The organism is Pseudomonas putida, assembly GCF_001976065.1.
Taxonomy (GTDB): Bacteria; Pseudomonadota; Gammaproteobacteria; order Pseudomonadales; family Pseudomonadaceae; genus Aquipseudomonas; species Aquipseudomonas serbica.
Window position 1 is genome coordinate 316,962 of sequence record NZ_MNAH01000002.1, and the last position, 18,157, is coordinate 335,118.

The following is an 18,157-nucleotide window of genomic DNA, read 5'->3' on the forward strand; positions in this document are numbered from 1 at the left end:
CTCAACGGTCTCCCGTCAGGATTCTGAGGGCGCCCAGGCCCTGCTGGACGTTGGAGTTGACCATGTTGGCAATGCCGCTGCCGGAATTGCCCGACCGCCCGGCGGGGAGGTTGGAAAGCTGGTTCTGAGTGCTGATGTTGCCGCCCAGGTTGTTGGTGTTTTGCGTGACCATGCGCGAGATGCCTGCACCACTGGCGACGCCGGCAAAGTCACCGTCGCTCAACTCGTTGGTTTGAGCGAGGATCTGCTTGGACGGGTTGGCGTTGACAGTCGTGGGGTTGGGATCGGGAACGAGCGGCGGAATCGTTGCATTGCGCACCTGGACATCGCGCTTGATGATGATAATGCCGTTATCCGCTTGAACAGGCAGGCAGGCCATTGAGCTCAGTGCACATCCGACCAGCAGGAGACTTTGGATGTTGTTATGAAATTTCCCCACGGCGGCAATTCCTTCTGTAAGTGGAACGCTGGCCCTTATCAGCGTTGCGAAGGAAGAGAGCAGAAGCTGTGCCGGTTTTTGTTTTTCTTTTGATAATAGTGGCTTGGCTTTAATTGTTGAGGTGATGAAAAACACTTTGTAAAGTCACTGAGACAGGAACGCGCAAAAGTGCCGTCTTTGCTGGCGGCATTGCTTGCTGAGGGCGTTTAAGGCAAGTTGTATCAGTGGCTTAACAATTTCTGGTAAAAATGCTCAAACCGCTTTAGCTCGCGGTTTTGCGTCGGGAAGGGTGTTTCAGGAGTGGACATTTTCGGCAGGGCGGGGCCGTCCCGTCAGGCGTTGAGCAAGCGAGTTACAGCTTCGAATGCCGCGTCCCTACGCTGTTTCCAGTCACCTTGTACCAGCTGGTAAGGCTGTTTATGCAGGTCAAGCCACTGGCGGCTGGCCTGGAAAAACGCCTGGCGCTCTGCCAGGTTCGGTTGGCAACGCTGCCCGTCGTCATGCCAGGCCACGGTTTCAGGGCTTAACAGCAGATGCAGGTCATAGTGCCGTTCCCGCAGTGCCTGCTCGATCCACACCGGGCAAGCGCCAAACAAGGTACGGCTCCACAGGATATTGCTTAACAGGTGCGTATCGAGGATCAACAGGGGCGGCTGTTGGGCCCGGGCCTGATCTTCCCAAGACAGCTGGCCAACTGCTATTGGCGTGATGTCTTCGTAGCAGGTTACTCGGGCTTCCTTTTCGATAAAATGCCGGACGTACTCGCCGACCAATATGCCGCCGAAGTTGGCGTGAATCTCGTTCGAAATCCAGCTTTTACCGCTCGATTCAGGTCCTGCCAATACCAACACCTTCATGGGCAAAGCACCGGATCGCTGCGCCATGTGCGCCAGCCTTGAATGGCCAGCAAGGTGAACAGGCCATACAGGGCAGCGGTCAGGTACATTCCTTTATAGAGGAAGAGGCCGACGAACACGCAGTCGAGGACGATCCACAGCGGCCAGCACTGCAGGCGCTTTTGCGCCATCCACCATTGCGCCACCAGGCTGAAGGCCGTGAGGGCGGCATCGAGCCAGGGTTGCGCAGCGTCGGTCCAGTGCGCCATTGCGGCGCCCAGCAATAGACTGCCGAGCGCGCCGATAGCCAGTCCCAACGCCACCGCGGGCGCCTCCAGCCGGCTGACTTCGCGCCCATGATGTGCCTGGCCTGCGCGGGTCCACTGCCACCAGCCGTAAAGCTGCAGAGCGGCATAGATCACTTGCAGCAACATGTCCGAATACAGCTTGACCTCGTAAAAGATCCAGCTGTAGATCAGCACCATGACCAGGCCGATCGGCCAGCACCAGGGGTTCTGTTTGACCGTCAACCAGACGGCAATGACGCCGAGGGTGGCGGCAAACAGTTCAAGCCCGGACATGCAGGTTCCTTGGGAAAATCGAAGAGGGGGCGGATTGTAACCGGATTATGGCGAACAGGCTTGCCTCGGTACCAACGACGCGGCAGCGCAAATCGAACCAGTCTGCTAGCATTTCGTCCCCGCACGCAAAAACCTGAAATCCAACTGATTTTTCACGAAACGCTTAACGTTTTTTGCGTAGGCTTGCGCACGCGGGACTTAACGACGCTGATTACAGTAAACGGCAATAAATAAATGAATGGGGCATGCGTCGACGCATAGCCTTTTGGGGGATTGATGGATCTTTGGACGGCCTTTCAGGCTTTGATTCTTGGCGTTGTAGAAGGGCTGACGGAGTTCTTGCCCATTTCCAGTACCGGACACCAGATTATTGTCGCCGACTTGCTCGACTTCGGTGGCGAGCGGGCCATGGCGTTCAACATCATTATCCAGCTCGGCGCCATCCTGGCGGTGGTCTGGGAATTTCGCCGCAAGATCTTCGACGTGGTCGTCGGCTTGCCGACGCAGCCCAGTGCCCGGCGCTTCACCGCCAACCTGCTGATTGCTTTCTTTCCAGCGGTGATATTGGGGGTGATTTTCGCCGATCTGATTCACCACTACCTGTTCAACCCGATCACGGTGGCCACGGCATTGGTGGTGGGCGGGATCATCATGTTGTGGGCGGAAAAGCGTCAGCATGAAGTGCATGCCGAAAGTGTCGATGACATGACCTGGAAAGATGCTTTGAAAGTTGGCCTGGCCCAGTGCCTGGCGATGATTCCAGGCACCTCGCGCTCCGGCTCGACGATCATTGGCGGCTTGTTGTTCGGCCTGTCGCGCAAGACCGCTACCGAGTTTTCCTTTTTCCTGGCCATGCCGACCATGGTCGGCGCGGCGGTGTACTCGGGCTACAAGTACCGCGACCTGTTCGTGCCGGCTGACCTACCGGTGTTTGCCCTCGGCTTCGTTACGGCGTTCATTTTCGCGATGATCGCGGTCAGGGGCTTGCTCAAGTTCATCGCCAGCCACAGCTATGCGGCGTTCGCCTGGTACCGTATTGCCTTCGGCCTGCTGATCCTCGCGACCTGGCAGTTCGGTTGGGTCGACTGGACCGCCGTCAAGCCATGAACGAAACCAGCGCGCGCAACAACGTCGGACGCCAAACCGGCGCGGGTATCCGCCATCGGCGCCTGAAACTGCTGGTGTTCGTGATGTTGTGCGCGCTGCCGTTGTCCGGTTCGATGTCGTTGTGGCTGCACGGGGTTTCGTTGATTCCCCTGGCGGCCTACGGCATTGTCAGCGTGCTGGCGTTCCTGCTGTACTGGCGCGACAAGCACAAGGCGCGCGCCGATCAATGGCGTATCCCGGAAAACGTCCTGCATGCGCTTGACTTCGCTGGCGGCTGGCCGGGCGCCTTGCTCGCGCAGCAAGTGTTTCGGCACAAGACGCGCAAGCTGTCCTTTCAACTGGTGTTCTGGATCATCGTGCTACTGCATCAGGTGTTCTGGATCGACCGGTTGTTCCTCGGTGCGCAGCTGTTCACCCTGTTCTGATCAGAGCAACAGCCCCACTTGGGTGCGCTTGGGCAGTCTACCGACTACAAGCTGATGGGAGCGCCGCAGCAAGCCTTGCAGTTCCTCGGCGCCAAGCGGGTAGGGCGTGGCCATGATGATCCATTGGGCCCGCGCCAGATAAGGCGCCGGATGAATGCCCGGGCGGTCGCAGTGACCGAGAAACAGGTCCTTGTCGACCTTGAACGCCAACGAATCGCCGCGCAGGTTCTGCAAGGCGAACATCTTGTTTCCGGCAATCGAAAACACCCGCACGCCACCCCATTTGTAGTCTTCCCGGGCCCCCGGCAATGCCAGGCAAAAAGCCGCCACGTCGGCCTCGCTCATGCGTCCTGCCTTCATATCAATCGATCCCCACAGGCATTGAATGTTTCGATCAGATGGTCGAGCCAGGCGCGCACGGCCGGCATCACCCCGCGTCGATGGGGGTAGACGGCCTGCAGCCAGCCCCCGGGCAACGTCCATTCGGGCAGTAACTGTACCAGTGAGCCGTTGGCCAGTTCCTGCTCGCAATACATCATAGGCAACGTGGTAAAACCCTGGCCGGCGAGGGTGCAGGTCTTGCGCACGATGAAGTCGTCGATACCCAGTCGTGCTTCAAGGGCCAGTTCGTGTTTCTTGCCCTGGCGATCGACCAGGCCAATGTGCACCAGGCGATCGGGTTCGAGGGCGCCGAGTACGGGCAGGTTTTTCAGGTCATCGGGGTGATTGATGTCCAGTCCCTGGAGGAACGCGGGGCTGGCGACCATGAGCATTTGCGCCTGACGCAGACGGCGGGTCACCAGCAGCGGGTCTTCATCGCCCGGCTCGCGTACGCGCAAGGCGACGTCCACGCCTTCGGTCACCAGGTCGACGCGGCGATTGACCAGCATCACCTCCAGCTGTACTTGCGGGTACTTCTCCAGGAAGTTGCTGATCACCCCCGGCAGCATTTCATGGGCCAGGCCGACCGGGGAAGAAACCCGCAAACGCCCCCGAGGTTCGCTGGACATGCTGGCCACGGCTTCGTCAGCCATTTCCGCTTCCAGCAACATGGCCTGGCAGTGGCGCAGATAACGTTCGCCGACGGCGGTGAGTTTCAGCTGGCGCGTGGTGCGTTGCAGGAGCCGTGCGCCGAGGCGCTCTTCAAGCTCGGCAATGCGCCGTGACAGTCGCGACTTGGGAATCCCCAGCAAACGCCCGGCGGCCGCGAAGCCACCGGCCTCCACGACTTTGGCGAAGTAATAGAGGTCGTTCAGGTCTTGCATGGGCGTGCTCTCAATCGTTCCATCAGTGGGACAAACTATCGCATTGTTGCAGACTAATCAGCTATTGGTTTCGTCTGTAGGATTGTTTCCATCAGATCGCTCCTGGCGATCCTCACTTGGAGATCCCACATGAAACTGCTGCATATCGATTCGAGCATTCTTGGTGACAACTCGGCTTCCCGTCTGTTGAGCGGCGAAGTCGTCAAAGCCTGGCAAGCCGCTGAGCCGTCCGCCGTGGTGACTTACCGCGACCTGGCTGCCGACGCCATCAGCCACTTTTCCTCGACGACTCTGGTTGCAGCTGGAACCACCGCTGAGCTGCGCGACGCCGCCCAACAGCACGAAGCGGAGCTGAGCGCATCGACCCTGGCTGAGTTCCTCGCCGCCGATGCCGTGGTCATTGCCGCGCCCATGTACAACTTCACCATCCCGACCCAATTGAAAGCCTGGATCGACCGCATCGCCGTTGCCGGCCAGACATTCCGCTACACCGAAGCCGGCCCTGAAGGCCTGTGCGGCGGCAAGAAAGTCGTAATCGTCTCGACTTCCGGTGGCCTGCATGCCGGTCAGGCAACCGGTGTGGCCCACGAGGATTACTTGAAGGTGCTGTTCGGCTTCATTGGCATCACCGACATCGAATTCGTTTGCGCCCACGGTCTTGCCTACGGTGATGAAGTACGCGGCAAAGCCATGAGCGATGCCCAGGCGCAAATCAGCGAGCAACTGTTCGCCGCCGCGTAAGGCCCGCATAAAGACCCGCCAGCGCTGCAGGCAATTCCCAAAAAACTCTGTATTCTGATCACGCAAGTGATAGATGCAGAGTTTTTTGTTTCTGTCTGTTGCAAGCTGCTGTAGCAATTCTGGCCTGAGTTATGCAATCGAGGCTTAACGTCTCCGTTCCGGTAGCAAGGTGGGGCATCCCATGGTGCGTCTTTGTGCAGCATTGCTGATCTGTCTGCTCGCCAGCCTGAGTTCAGTGCACGCCGCGCCTGCGCCGCATCCGCACTGGAGCGTCGGCTTTCATGAAATGAGCTTTCTCGATCCGCTCGATCTGCAACCGATGCGCGCCATTGCCTTCTATCCCTCGAGCGCAAAGGAACACTCCAGCACGCTTGAGGGCTACAGCGTCGAAGCCGGGGAAGACACCAAAGTGGCCATCGGCCGCTTTCCGATGTTGATGCTGTCCCATGGCAACACCGGCACTCCGCTGGCCCTGCACGACCTGGCCACGTCGCTGGCTCGCAAGGGGTTTGTGGTGGTGGCGGTGATTCATCCGGGTGACAACTCCAGGGACCACAGCCGTCTCGGTACCTTGAGCAATCTTTACGGACGACCGATCCAGATTTCCGAAGCCATTACCGCGACGCTGGGCGATCCCATGCTCGCACCCTTCGTCAACGCCGAACAGGTTGGGGTCATCGGTTATTCGGCAGGGGGCGAGACAGCGTTGATACTGTCTGGCGCGACCCCGGACCTGGACCGTTTGCGCCGTTATTGCCAGGAACGTCCCGACGACCATGATGCCTGCAATACCCAGGGTGAACTGATCGTCGACCGCGATGATTTGCAACCGGTGGCCGACCCGCGGGTCCATGCATTGCTGCTGATGGCGCCGCTGAGCCTGAAGTTTGGCCGTCATACCCTGGCCGATGTGCATGTTCCGGTCCTGCTTTACAGCGGCGATGGCGACAAGCTGGTGGCCCCCGACAAGAATGCATCGGCCCTTGCGCGCAAGCTGCCCGTCGCCCCCGACTTCAAGCTGCTCGCCGGGGCCGGGCACTTCGTATTCATGGCACCGTGCAATGACGAACAGATCGTCATCACGCCAGCCCTGTGCACCGATGCCGAGGGTGTCGATCGCGCCGATATTCACCGTAACTTGATCGCCGAAGCCGGGCGCTTCTTCTCTCGTACCTTGGGCAAGCCCACGCGCGCTGGGATGCAGACCGCCGATCAATGAACATCGCACCCAGCCCTGTAGGAGTCAGGTCATTGCGCGGTGTTTGAGTAGCAGTGTCAGGCCCAGCGCACACACCGACAACAACGCCGCACTGAAAAAGATCCACGCGTACCCCAGGTTCAACGCCACCGCGCCCATCAATGGACCGGCGATTGCCAGCGCCAGGTCAAAAAACACCGCATAAGCGCTCAGGCCCGCGCCGCGACTGGAATTGGGCACCTGCTTGATCGCCTCGACGCCCAGGGCTGGATACACCAGCGACAAACCGAAACCGGTCAGGCCGGCACCGATCAAGGCATAACCGGTCGAAGGCGCCAACCACAACAGCACCAGGCCAATGGTTTCGATGGACATGCAGGCAACGGCGCAAGTGAAACCGCCAAAACGGCTGATGCTGGAAATGAACAGCAATCGGGCCAGGATGAAGCACATCCCGAACACCGTCAGGCAATACGCCGCGCCGCTCCAGCCACGATTGACGTAATAAAGCGTGATGAAGGTGGTGAGGGTGCCGTAGCCGATCGAAGCCAGGCTCAGGCTGGCACCGAAGGGTGCGATCCGCCCGAACACCGCCCAGAACGGCAGTCGCTCACCGCGCACCACCGGCACCGACGGTTTGTTGCGAATCAGCAGCAAAGCCAACAGCGCCAGCGCCGACAGGGCGATACCCAGGCTGGCAAACCCCAGTTGACCGACCATCACCACCCCCAGTGGCGCCCCGATCGCAATCGCGCCATAAGAGGCGATGCCGTTCCATGAGATCGAGCGCGCGGTGTGTTCGGCGCCTACCTGGCCCATGCACCAACTGATGGTGCCGACTCCGATCAGCCCTTGGGCGATGCCCAACAACAAGCGTCCGGCGATCAGGATCAGCAGGCTGATCAATGGGAAGCTTTGCAGCAAGGTCGACAACAAGGTCAGCCCGCCGCTCAAGACGATCCCCGCCAGGCCATAGATGATTGCGCGCTTGGTGCCGATGTTGTCGGACATGCGCCCGGCCATGGGCCGGCTGAGGAGGGTGGCCAGATATTGCGAGCCAATGGTCAGCCCGGCGACAACGGCGCTGAACCCCAATTGTTCATGGACATACCCCGGCAGCACCGCAATCGGCAGGCCGATGCAGAGGAAGGCGACGAAGGTATAGAAAACGATGGAAACGATCTGCAAGGTGATCGCCATGGAGCTTTGCGGTGGCTGTTCTTGCGCAGACATGGGGGCTCGTTCGCGGGCAGCGGTGGGAGAGCTTCATGATGGCGTGGCCGTGGGATAAAAGGAAGCAGGCTAACTAATTTGCATGGATATTCTCTTTGTTGCTGAAGGCCTCATCGCGAGCAGGCTCGCTCCCACAGAGGAAAGCGTTCCAAATGTGGGAACGAGCCTGCTCGCGATGGTCTCGACACCACAGAAAATCATGAGCCGGAATGCAAAAAGCCCCGTCACAAAGGACAGGGCTTTAAGTTGCAGCTTGCAGCTAAAAACTAATAGCAGTTTTTAGAACACCACACCCTGGCTACGCAGGTAATCGTCATAGGTGCCGCTGAAGTCGGTCACGCCGTTCGGGCTCAACTCGATGATGCGGGTAGCCAGGGACGACACGAATTCTCGGTCGTGGCTGACGAAGATCAGCGTGCCCGGGTAGTTTTCCAGCGCCAGGTTCAGTGCCTCGATGGATTCCATGTCCAGGTGGTTGGTCGGTTCGTCCATCACCAGCACGTTCGGCTTCTGCAGGATCAGCTTGCCGAACAGCATGCGACCTTGCTCACCACCGGAGATGACCTTGACCGACTTGAGGATCTCGTCGTTGGAAAACAGCATGCGGCCCAAGGTACCGCGAATCATCTGCTCGCCTTGAGTCCACTGACCCATCCAGTCGAACAGGGTCACGTCGTCTTCGAAGTCGTGCGCATGATCCTGAGCGTAGTAGCCCAACTCAGCGGCGTCGGTCCACTTGACGCTACCGGCATCCGGGGTCAGTTCGTTGACCAGGGTGCGCAACAGGGTGGTCTTGCCGATCCCGTTCGGGCCGATGATCGCCACGCGTTCGCCGGCTTCAACCTGGAAGCTGAAATCCTTGAACAGCGTCTTGCCGTCGAAGCCTTTGGCCATGCGCTCGACGATGACCGCCTGGCGGTGCAGCTTCTTGTTTTGCTCGAAACGGATGAACGGACTCACGCGGCTCGAAGGCTTGACCTCGGCCAGCTGGATTTTGTCGATCGCCTTGGCGCGGGAAGTGGCCTGCTTGGCTTTCGAGGCGTTGGCCGAGAAGCGGCTGACGAAAGACTGCAGTTCCGAAATCTGGGCTTTCTTCTTGGCGTTGTCCGACAGCAGTTGCTCGCGGGACTGGGTCGCCACGGTCATGTACTCATCGTAGTTGCCCGGGAACAGGCGCAGCTCGCCGTAATCCAGGTCAGCCATGTGGGTGCATACGCTGTTCAAAAAGTGACGGTCGTGAGAGATGATGATCATCAAGCTGGAACGCTGGGTCAGAACGTTTTCCAGCCAGCGGATGGTGTTGATATCCAGGTGGTTGGTCGGCTCGTCGAGCAGCAGCACTTCCGGATCGGAAAACAGCGCCTGGGCCAGCAATACGCGCAGTTTCCAGCCTGGGGAAACTTCGCTCATCGGGCCGAAATGCTGCTCGATGCCGATACCCAGGCCGAGCAACAGTTCGCCAGCACGGGACTCCGCGGTGTAACCGTCCATTTCGGCGAATTCGGTTTCCAGCTCGGCCACGGCCATGCCATCTTCTTCGGTCATTTCTGGCAGCGAGTAGATGCGATCGCGTTCGGCCTTGACCTTCCACAGCTCTTCGTGACCCATGATCACGGTGTCGATTACGGTGAATTCTTCGTAGGCGAACTGGTCCTGGCGCAATTTACCCAGGCGCACATTCGGTTCCAGCATGACCTGGCCGCCGGAGGGATCAAGGTCGCTACCGAGGATTTTCATGAAGGTCGACTTGCCGCAACCGTTGGCGCCGATCAGGCCGTAGCGGTTGCCCGCGCCGAATTTGACCGACACGTTTTCGAATAGCGGCTTGGCGCCGAACTGCATCGTGATGTTAGCTGTAGAAATCAAAGGTTTTTCCTGCGAAGCATTCAGAGTAGCTAGGGTTGCGGCAGTACCGAATCAGTACCCGTTTCCGTCATTCGGATCACGGGAAATGCATCCCGGTCAGAAGCGGAAGATCCATCTGGCAATAAGTGGACAGCAGCATGTGGAGCGCTTGGCCCGAGTCGACGTGCGCTGAGGCCGGGATCATCCCGTCATCAACCAAGGGGGGCGCGTAAAGTTTGGCGGCGATTGTACTGGTCTGGCTCTTTAAACGATAGGGCAATAAGGCCGCACCGACGCATTGTCTGCATCAACGGACAGATTTTCACATTTGCAGGCTAACAATTGATTAAAGACGATGGCTAAAATGCCATCTTTCATTTGATGCCAAACGTTGGCATCGGCTCAAGGACGGGTCACCCGGCCCGCTGACTGGTTTTCAGACGCTGCACAAGCTCCACAGGCCGTTAGTGCCAGGGGCGCAGTTTGTTCACCTCTGACGTGTGACGATTTCCGTGAAACTCATCATTGCCGCTGTCTATGTAGTCTCCATCGCCTATGTCCACCTGCGCGGTCGCGTACGCCACAAGCTGGCGCGCCAACTGAGCGACCACTCGACGTTCCTGGCGCCGATCAATTGCTTCCTTTATCTGTTCTCGAAGATCCCCAACAAGCCGTTTCTCAACCCGGCGGACTTTCCCGACCTGACGCCGCTGCAGACTCACTGGGCAGAAATTCGCGCCGAAGGCCAGAACCTGCTGAAAGCGGGGGAGATCAAGCGCTCCAACGATTACGACGACGTCGGCTTCAACTCCTTCTTCAAGACCGGCTGGAAGCGTTTTTACCTGAAATGGTACGGCGACAGTCACCCCTCGGCCATGAAACTCTGCCCGCGCACCACCGAACTGGTACAGGGTATCGGCTCGATCAAGGCGGCGATGTTTGCCGAGCTGCCGCCGGGCTCGAAACTGGTTCGCCATCGCGATCCGTATGCCGGTTCCTACCGGTACCACCTGGGCCTGGAAACGCCCAATGACGCCGGTTGCTACATCAACGTCGATGGCGAGAACTATCACTGGCGCGATGGTGAAGCGGTGATATTCGACGAGACATTCATTCATTACGCGCAAAACACCACCGAGCAGAACCGCATCATCCTGTTCTGCGATGTCGAGCGCCCGATGAAATACCGCTGGGCGGCCGCGTTCAATAGCTGGTTCAGCCGCAACGTGATGTCGGCTGCCGGTGCGCCGAACGAGGCGGGTGACAGGACCGGGGGCATCAACCGGCTGTTCGGCAGGATCTACAAGGTTCGCCTGCACGGCAAGGCGTTGAAAAAGCGCAATCGCAAGCTGTATTACCTGCAGAAGTGGGCGTTTTTTGGTGGGTTGCTGGCGATTTTTGTCCTGGTCTGAGGACGCCTTCGCTGGCAAGCCAGTTCCTACGGGACTTGCGATCGTCACAAACCTGTAGGTGCCAGCGATGGGGCCGGAGCATTCAACCCATCACTTGCTGACTTTCTTCCTCGCCGCCGGTTTGGTCGTCGACTTAGGCTTGGCAGGCGCCTTGGTCGCCGCCTTGCCCCCCAAACTACGTTTGAGCAACTCGGTCAAATCAATAACATCAGCAGTCTTGCGCTCCTCTTCACCCGTGGCCGTTTCAACATCCTCGATCTTGCCTTCATGGGCTTTCTTGTCCACCAGGGCCATGATCTTGTCTTCGAATTCGTCCCGGTAATCGTCCGGCGACCAATCGACACTCATGTCCTGCACCAGGCGCTTGGCCATGTCCAGTTCGCCCTTGGACAGCTCGGCCTTGGTCACGTCGGGGCCCAGTGCCAGTTCGTCCAGGCTGCGGACCTCCGCCGGCCAGCGCAGTTTTACAAGCACCATGGCCGACTCCAGCGGCATCAAGGCCGCCAGGTACTGGCGGGTGTGCAGCACCACGCGGGCCAGCGCAACTTTGTGGGTCTTGGTCAGGGTTTCGCGCAACAGGGCATAGACCTTGCCACCGCGTTTATCCGGCGCCAGGTAGTAGGGCGTGTCGATGTTCTGCAGCGGGATCTGCTCGCTGTCGACAAAGGCGAAGATATCGATGGTCTGGGTCGACAGGGGATGGGCCGAGCGGATCTCTTCTTCACTGAGCACCACATAGCGGCCTTTTTCATACTGCACACCTTTGACGATGTGCTCTTTGGTGACTTCCTTGCCGGTCACCTTGTTGACGCGCTTATAACCCACCGGGTCCATGCTGCGGCTGTCCAGCCAGTCGAAATCCACCCCTTGGGAGGACGTCGCCGAGACCAGCGCCACGGGAATATGCACCAGCCCGAAACTGATCGCGCCTTTCCAGATTGCCCGTGCCATGGTGGTCTTCCCCGAAAGTGATGTTCAGGTGACCTTGGACCTCGCGCAAAAGTTTCAGCGGCCTGCGGTCCGGTCCTGGCCGTGCTTCAACTTCGTGTTACATCTTGCGTGGAAGGTTTGGGTTAACAAATCCGAACCTCAGGCGTAGCGTGCTATCGAAGACTCTATTCATCACGCACACGTCGAGAGGCTAGCCCATGAACCGATACGTAACTGGCCTTTTCGTGCTGGCATTGGGCGGCGTACTCGGTCATGCGGCCCAGGCAGGCATCGCGTTGCAGGTGGCGCAAAACCTTCCGGGCAGCACCAACAACAACCCCTACAACAGCCCGATCCGCCGTGCCAATCCGAACAGCATGCAGGGTACGCAGCCCAGTGCCCCGGCCATTCGTGGACCGAACACTGTGCCGGTACCACGCACGCCCACCCTCGACAATGGCGGCATAGGCAATCGCTATCCACAGGGCTCGGCCCCCGCCAGCGCGCCGAAGTTCATCCCTAATCCAGCGCCGCGCAGTCCCTGAATTTCAGGACAACTGTCCTGTATCCCATGACAAAAGGAATCGTGCATGTTGCATAAAACCCTCCTGGCCGCTTTCTGTGCCAGCACCTTGTTAGCCTTCAGCGCCCCAGCCCTGGCGGCGACTCAGGATATGCAAAGCGAACAGGGCACCCTTGAGGTCAAGCCGATCGCCACAGGACTGGAGCACCCCTGGGCATTGGCTTTTCTACCGGACAGCCAGGGAATGTTGGTCACTGAGCGCCCGGGCAACCTGCGGGTGGTAACGGCCGAAGGCAAATTGTCTGCGCCGCTCAACGGCGTGCCCAAGGTCTGGTCCAAGGGGCAGGGCGGCTTGCTGGATGTGGCACTGTCACCCGACTTCAGGCAAGACCGGTTGATCTACCTGTCGTATGCCGAAGGGGGTGGTCAGGGTGGCAAGGCCGGTACCGCGGTCGGTCGCGGGCGGCTGTCCGAGGACCTGACGACGCTGAAGGATTTCCGGGTGATTTTCCGCCAGGAGCCCAAACTCTCGGTCGGCAACCATTTTGGATCGCGGCTTGTCTTCGACCGCGACGGCTATCTGTTCGTAACCCTGGGGGAAAACAACGACCGGCCCACTGCCCAGGACCTCGACAAGTTGCAAGGCAAGGTCGTCAGGATCTACCCGGACGGCAAGGTGCCTGACGACAACCCCTTCGTCGGGCAGGCCGGCGTGCGCCCGGAAATATGGGCCTTCGGCGTGCGTAACCCGCAAGGCGCGGCGCTCAACCCCTGGACCGGCACGCTCTGGGAAAACGAACACGGGCCACAGGGCGGTGATGAGGTCAACATCATCGAACGCGGCAAGAACTACGGTTGGCCGTTGGCCACCCACGGCATCAATTACTCGGGCCAGCCGATCCCGGAAGCCAACGGCAAGACCGCCGAAGGCACCGTCGGGCCGCACCATGTCTGGGAAAAGTCCCCTGGTTTGAGCGGCCTGGCATTCTACGACGGTGATCGCTTCAAGGCCTGGCATCACAACGCGTTCATTGGCGCGCTGGTCACCCGGGAGCTGATTCGGCTGAAATTCGACGGCGACAAGGTGGTTCATGAAGAACGCTTGCTGGGCGAACTGGACAAGCGTATCCGCGATGTGCGGCAGGGGCCGGATGGGTATTTGTATGTCTTGACCGATGAGGCGGATGGAGGGTTGTACAGGGTCGGATTGAAGTAAAGGGCATTGCTCGCATTCGACCGAGATCAAATGTGTGCGAGATTGGCTCGCGATGGCTATCGCGGATTCGAACCATTGACTTGCCACCAACGCCCGGCTATTTTCCAGGCATGACTTCCACCGTATTGCGCTGCCAGCCAAGCATTATTACCGCCATTCCTTATTTGGCGGGCTAGCTCACGACTGCAGCACCCAACCCGCCCAAGAGGCGGGTTTTCATTTTCTGTCTCAGGGCTCTGATCAATGTCAGGAGACGATCATGACCTGTGTGCCTGCCCAACAAAATCTGCTTGAACATTACGTCAGGAAAATCCTTGCCGCGCCGGTCTATGAACTGGCGGTGCGCACCCCCTTGCAACCCTCGCCGGCGCTGTCTGTGGCCTTGGGCAATCAAATTCTGCTCAAACGCGAAGATCTGCAACCGACTTTTTCGTTCAAGATCCGTGGTGCCTACAACAAGCTGGTACAACTGAGCCCTGATCAACAGGCGCGAGGCGTAGTGACGGCTTCGGCGGGCAATCACGCCCAGGGCGTGGCGTTGGCGGCGCGTGAACTGGGCATTGAAGCGACGATAGTGATGCCCGCCAGCACGCCGGAGTTGAAGGTGCTCGGGGTGCGCAGCCGTGGCGCGGATGCGCGGCTGCACGGCGCGAGTTTTCCCTTTGCCCTGGCCTATGCGCTGGATCTGGCGGAACAAACCGGGAAGACCTTTGTATCGCCCTTCGACGACCCCGATGTGATTGCGGGACAGGGCACCGTGGCCATGGAGATCCTGCGTCAGCACCAGGGCCCGCTGGATGCGATCTTTGTACCGGTGGGCGGCGGCGGTCTGATCGCCGGCATCGCGGCGTACGTCAAATACCTGCGGCCGCAAGTGCGCATCATCGGCGTCGAGTCGGAACATTCGGCTTGCTTGCAGGCGGCACTGGAGGCGGATCAGCGCGTCATCCTGGCCAGCGTCGGAACTTTCGCCGATGGGGTAGCGGTCGCACAGATCGGCGCCCATGGTTTTGAGGTGTGCCGGTTTTGCGTCGATGAGGTGCTGACCGTCAGCAACGACGAACTGTGTGCTGCCATCAAGAATATCTATGACGATACTCGCTCGATCGCCGAACCTTCTGGTGCATTGGCGGTGGCTGGAATCAAGAAGTACGTGGCGAAAAACAATGTCCGTGGCCAAACCTTCGTGGCTATCGAGTCGGGTGCCAATATCAATTTCGACAGTTTGCGCCATGTCGCCGAGCGCGCCGCTTTATACGGCACCCCGGCATAGAACCTGTCGGCGGGTAACCGAAGGCTACAAATCCGTTAAACGGTTATTCCGCGACGGCTTTCTCGACCTTGTTCGACGCCGACCAGATCCGGTAGCGCACCTCAATATCCTTTGGCACGTAGAGCACGATCGGCAGTTTGCTGTTGTAGCGCAGCAGGAAACCGTCGCCCACCACCGGTACGAAATCCTGGGTGCTCTTGCCATCGGGGCAGGCCATGAGTGTGCTCATGGGGCCGATGACTTTTTCCAGGCGGTAGAACGGATAACCCCAACCTTCGAGGTTCTTCTCTTCGAGAATGCCGCCCAGGCGTTGGCGATTGCAATCGACAGCCAGGGTCTTGCCGGCCAGGATCTCGACCTGGAAATCGTCTTCACGGGCTTGCGGGGCGAGGTGAATGACCTGGCGGGTGAAACCACTGTCGGGTTTCGGAAAGGGTGCGACGTTTTCGAGTTTTGCTGCCTGGGCGATGCTGGACAACGTGATAGCAATCAGCCCGACGGTGGTACTGATGGTCGATGAACCCATGATGCCTCCTTGCGAATGTGAGGGGTGAGCGGATACTGGATCGGCTTGGCCGCCATTCTCGACGGCGTCAGGGGCCAATGCAAATTCTTCGACCCTGCGTGCAAATTGCAGGGCCGCCGAACGCCCTTTTTGCAGTTTGCACGACCGATTTTACGAGACCTTACAATAAGCCCTTGATTTACCGATGAGCTGCACAGCGGAATTCAAGGCATGTTTTATGCTGTAGCTGTTCTTAAGCTGACCGGGTTTTCATATGAGTCAGCGTCGATAGTTAATTGGCAGTCTCACAACGGAGGGTCGCCATGTTTCTTTCTGCCCTGGAACTTCGCAACATCATTGAAAGCAGTTTTCTACCAAAACGCTGCCAATGCACGCTATCGCCGGACTTGTCCATGACGGTAAAAGTCTTTGCCGATGGTGAAACCGATCAACTCGATCTATTAAAAACCGGAATCGACGCCCAACAACTCAATGGCTGTCGGGAGATCAACGAACTGATAGCTGTCTTACGTTCCGATCTTCAAAACCACTACACGGAACCCGGGCACAGCCAAGGGATGCGCAAAGCGCTTTAGGTTGTTGATTGAGTTTTTGCCGATTTGCGCCGGGTCTGGAAAACGCCAGGCCCAGCGCCTGGCGTTCCCCACTACTACCGCAGGGTGCAAATTCATCGTTCTCCATCAGTTCTGATAACTGCAAGCGTCAGAAAGTTTTCGGTAGGCGATTTCTGCAGGTTGGCCCGATTGTGAGTCAATGTACTTCATCGTCGCCGTAATCACTTCGCAGTCCAGGGTGGAAGGTTCAGTCAGCGCAATCACTTTACCCACATGCAACGGCATACCGTAGTGATAGGACGGCAAGTTTTGCGTGGAGGCGGGGTCATGGGCCTGTGCAAAGCCGGCCGATGGGGCACAGACAAGGGCGATTGAAACGAGCAGGGCGCGCGAGTTCATGAGGCAATCTCCAGTGCAGTCGCAAGTGAGCTCGACGTATCGTCGAACCTGCCGCACTGGGCGTCAGAGGACTCTGAGGGCGTGCGGTCCAGTAGAGTGTTGGACTGCGCGATTAAGCATTGGTTAACTCACTTGAATGCCGCCTGTCGTATTGCCACTACCGTTCGGCGTGAAAAATACAGTCATTTTTCAGACTAAAGTCGTCTGCAGTGAGGTAAAGCCCTCTGCCATCATTGTCGTTCACCCCGCGTTTCACTTCAGCCCGGTCTATCACCTGACCGGATGAAGGCTATTTATGGCTGATTGCGCCTTGGCGCAAACGCTGCATTGTTGGAGCTTTTTAATGCGTCCCCCTTTTACGAACATCCGCGCGCGCCAGTCACTCGGCTTCGGCGCCCTGGTCCTGTGCGCCGGTTTTACCGGTTCGGCACAAGCGAGCGGCTTCATCGACGACACCACGGCGAAAATCGAATCACGTACGGTTTATTTCAATCGCGACTTTCGTGACGGGCACAGCTCCAACGAGCAGGGCGCGTCCAAACGCGAAGAGTCGGCCCAGGGTTTTATTCTCAATCTGCAATCGGGGTACACCGAAGGCACATTCGGTTTTGGCGTCGATGCGTTGGGCATGGCGGGGTTCAAGCTCGATTCCAGTCCCGACAGCAGCAACAGCGGCCTGTTGCCCTCCAGCGGCAGTAACCCGCGGGGTTCGGCGGACGAATACACCAAGCTCGGCTTGACCGCCAAGGTACGTGTCTCGCAGAGCGTGTTGAAGTACGGGGCATTACTGCCGGATGTGCCGCTGCTCAAGTACAACGATGGCCGTTTGCTGCCGACGATGTTCAATGGCGCAATGCTTACCTCCAGGGAAGTCAAGGACCTGAATTTCATGGCCGCGCGCCTGGACAAGTACACGGCCCGGGACTCCACCGACTCCCAGGACATCCGCGTGCACTGCAAGAACAAGCGCTATGCCTGCAACATCACTGCCGATCATTTCGACATGTACGGCTTCGATTACAAGATCAACGATCGGCTGACTGGCCAGTATCACTACGCCGAACTGGAAGACATCTACCGCCAGCATTTCCTCGGCCTGCTGGCCAATCAACCGCTGGGTGGCGGTGTACTCAAGGCCGACCTGCGCTTGCTCAAGAGTGCCGACAGCGGCGATGCCCGCGCCGGCTCCATCGACAACCGTGCCCTGAGTACCATGCTCGCTTACGCCATCAGCGGCCATACCTTCAGCGCTGGCTGGCAGCGGATGAACGGCGACAACTCGATGCCCTACCTGGATGGCAGCAATCCATATCTGGTCAATTACGTGCAGGTCAACGACTTCGCTGCGGCGCAGGAGCGCTCATGGCAGTTGCGTTACGACTATGACTTCAAGGCCATCGGCCTCAACGGCCTGACGTTCCTGACCCGCTATGTGAATGGTGATCACATTCTGGTGCCGGGCAGCGATCAGGAAGGCAAGGAGTGGGAGCGAGACAGCGAGCTCAAATACGTGGTGCAGAGCGGGACGTTCAAGGATGTCAGCCTGCGGTTGCGCAATGCGACGTATCGCAGCAATTACGCGCAATACGCCCGGGATGTGGATGAGACGCGGTTGATCCTCAGCTACAACTTCTCGGTCCTTTGACCTTCACGA

The 18,157-nt window shown here is 58.7% G+C and carries 20 protein-coding genes; 10 read left to right on the forward strand and 10 right to left on the reverse strand.

Annotation, left to right across the window (positions count from 1 at the left end; translation table 11 throughout):
- Window position 1 precedes the first annotated feature (1 nt).
- The 3 genes from fapA to pnuC all read right to left on the reverse strand — a co-directional run bounded on the left by fapA (window position 2) and on the right by pnuC (window position 1,856).
- Window positions 2-439: a functional amyloid chaperone FapA gene (gene fapA / locus BKX96_RS08070; protein ID WP_077183315.1), complete on the reverse strand. Its 438-nt coding sequence runs from the start codon at window positions 437-439 to the stop codon at window positions 2-4.
- 332 nt (window positions 440-771) lie between these two features.
- Window positions 772-1,296 (reverse strand): AAA family ATPase, encoded by a 525-nt coding sequence (locus BKX96_RS08075; protein ID WP_046820010.1) that lies wholly within the window; start codon window positions 1,294-1,296, stop codon window positions 772-774.
- Complete coding sequence (gene pnuC, locus BKX96_RS08080) at window positions 1,293-1,856, reverse strand: nicotinamide riboside transporter PnuC (protein WP_046820009.1); 564 nt, start codon at window positions 1,854-1,856, stop codon at window positions 1,293-1,295. Before pnuC ends, BKX96_RS08075 begins: the two co-directional genes overlap by 4 nt.
- Window positions 1,857-2,132: 276 nt before the next feature.
- On the opposite strand from pnuC, the gene BKX96_RS08085 reads away from it, so the two are divergent.
- Window positions 2,133-2,963, forward strand: coding sequence for an undecaprenyl-diphosphate phosphatase (locus BKX96_RS08085; protein ID WP_046820008.1), 831 nt, complete (start codon window positions 2,133-2,135; stop codon window positions 2,961-2,963).
- The gene (locus BKX96_RS08090) at window positions 2,960-3,388 is read left to right on the forward strand and encodes a DUF1294 domain-containing protein (protein WP_077183316.1); all 429 of its coding nucleotides are present in this window, start codon (window positions 2,960-2,962) and stop codon (window positions 3,386-3,388) included. The genes BKX96_RS08085 and BKX96_RS08090 overlap by 4 nt, the downstream gene beginning before the upstream one ends.
- Here the strand turns inward: BKX96_RS08090 and BKX96_RS08095 are convergent, their stop codons facing one another.
- Together BKX96_RS08095 and BKX96_RS08100 are read right to left on the reverse strand one after the other, a co-directional pair.
- A complete protein-coding gene (locus tag BKX96_RS08095; protein WP_046820006.1) occupies window positions 3,389-3,748 on the reverse strand; it encodes an MmcQ/YjbR family DNA-binding protein in 360 nt (119 codons plus the stop codon).
- Entirely contained in the window at window positions 3,745-4,653 is a 909-nt protein-coding gene (locus BKX96_RS08100; RefSeq protein WP_046820005.1) for a LysR substrate-binding domain-containing protein, read from the reverse strand. The genes BKX96_RS08095 and BKX96_RS08100 overlap by 4 nt, the downstream gene beginning before the upstream one ends.
- Before the next feature lie 129 nt (window positions 4,654-4,782).
- On the opposite strand from BKX96_RS08100, the gene BKX96_RS08105 reads away from it, so the two are divergent.
- The gene (locus BKX96_RS08105) at window positions 4,783-5,394 is read left to right on the forward strand and encodes an FMN-dependent NADH-azoreductase (protein WP_077183317.1); all 612 of its coding nucleotides are present in this window, start codon (window positions 4,783-4,785) and stop codon (window positions 5,392-5,394) included.
- A gap of 181 nt (window positions 5,395-5,575) precedes the next feature.
- Complete coding sequence (locus tag BKX96_RS08110; protein WP_077183318.1) at window positions 5,576-6,613, forward strand: alpha/beta hydrolase family protein; 1,038 nt, start codon at window positions 5,576-5,578, stop codon at window positions 6,611-6,613.
- Between the two features lie 24 nt (window positions 6,614-6,637).
- Here the strand turns inward: BKX96_RS08110 and BKX96_RS08115 are convergent, their stop codons facing one another.
- Together BKX96_RS08115 and BKX96_RS08125 are read right to left on the reverse strand one after the other, a co-directional pair.
- Complete coding sequence (locus tag BKX96_RS08115) at window positions 6,638-7,825, reverse strand: MFS transporter (protein WP_046820002.1); 1,188 nt, start codon at window positions 7,823-7,825, stop codon at window positions 6,638-6,640.
- Between the two features lie 279 nt (window positions 7,826-8,104).
- Entirely contained in the window at window positions 8,105-9,691 is a 1,587-nt protein-coding gene (locus BKX96_RS08125) for an ABC-F family ATPase (RefSeq protein ID WP_077183320.1), read from the reverse strand.
- A gap of 491 nt (window positions 9,692-10,182) precedes the next feature.
- Between BKX96_RS08125 and lpxO the strand changes: the two genes are divergently transcribed.
- Window positions 10,183-11,082: a lipid A hydroxylase LpxO gene (gene lpxO, locus BKX96_RS08130; RefSeq protein ID WP_046820000.1), complete on the forward strand. Its 900-nt coding sequence runs from the start codon at window positions 10,183-10,185 to the stop codon at window positions 11,080-11,082.
- 90 nt (window positions 11,083-11,172) lie between these two features.
- On the opposite strand, the gene ku is transcribed toward lpxO, so the two are convergent.
- The gene (ku, locus tag BKX96_RS08135; RefSeq protein ID WP_077183321.1) at window positions 11,173-12,033 is read right to left on the reverse strand and encodes a non-homologous end joining protein Ku; all 861 of its coding nucleotides are present in this window, start codon (window positions 12,031-12,033) and stop codon (window positions 11,173-11,175) included.
- A 197-nt stretch (window positions 12,034-12,230) separates the two neighbouring features.
- Here ku and BKX96_RS08140 point away from each other — a divergent pair, with 197 nt between their 5' ends.
- The 3 genes from BKX96_RS08140 (at window position 12,231) to ilvA (ending at window position 15,024) form a co-directional block, all read left to right on the forward strand.
- On the forward strand, window positions 12,231-12,557 hold the full coding sequence (locus BKX96_RS08140; RefSeq protein WP_046819998.1) for a hypothetical protein: 327 nt from the start codon (window positions 12,231-12,233) through the stop codon (window positions 12,555-12,557).
- A 45-nt stretch (window positions 12,558-12,602) separates the two neighbouring features.
- Window positions 12,603-13,751, forward strand: coding sequence for a PQQ-dependent sugar dehydrogenase (locus BKX96_RS08145; protein WP_046819997.1), 1,149 nt, complete (start codon window positions 12,603-12,605; stop codon window positions 13,749-13,751).
- 259 nt (window positions 13,752-14,010) lie between these two features.
- Window positions 14,011-15,024 carry a threonine ammonia-lyase, biosynthetic gene (gene ilvA, locus BKX96_RS08150; RefSeq protein ID WP_077183322.1) on the forward strand — a complete coding sequence of 338 codons (1,014 nt, stop codon included), beginning with the start codon at window positions 14,011-14,013 and terminating at the stop codon, window positions 15,022-15,024.
- A 43-nt stretch (window positions 15,025-15,067) separates the two neighbouring features.
- On the opposite strand, the gene eco is transcribed toward ilvA, so the two are convergent.
- Entirely contained in the window at window positions 15,068-15,550 is a 483-nt protein-coding gene (eco, locus tag BKX96_RS08155) for a serine protease inhibitor ecotin (protein WP_077183323.1), read from the reverse strand.
- A gap of 302 nt (window positions 15,551-15,852) precedes the next feature.
- Here eco and BKX96_RS08160 point away from each other — a divergent pair, with 302 nt between their 5' ends.
- Window positions 15,853-16,125 (forward strand): DUF1652 domain-containing protein, encoded by a 273-nt coding sequence (locus tag BKX96_RS08160; protein ID WP_046819995.1) that lies wholly within the window; start codon window positions 15,853-15,855, stop codon window positions 16,123-16,125.
- Window positions 16,126-16,230: 105 nt separating this feature from the next.
- On the opposite strand, the gene BKX96_RS08165 is transcribed toward BKX96_RS08160, so the two are convergent.
- Window positions 16,231-16,503, reverse strand: a complete 273-nt coding sequence (locus BKX96_RS08165) for a DUF2790 domain-containing protein (RefSeq protein WP_046819994.1) — start codon at window positions 16,501-16,503, stop codon at window positions 16,231-16,233.
- Between the two features lie 343 nt (window positions 16,504-16,846).
- Here BKX96_RS08165 and BKX96_RS08170 point away from each other — a divergent pair, with 343 nt between their 5' ends.
- On the forward strand, window positions 16,847-18,148 hold the full coding sequence (locus BKX96_RS08170) for an OprD family porin (RefSeq protein WP_077183324.1): 1,302 nt from the start codon (window positions 16,847-16,849) through the stop codon (window positions 18,146-18,148).
- Window positions 18,149-18,157 lie beyond the last annotated feature (9 nt).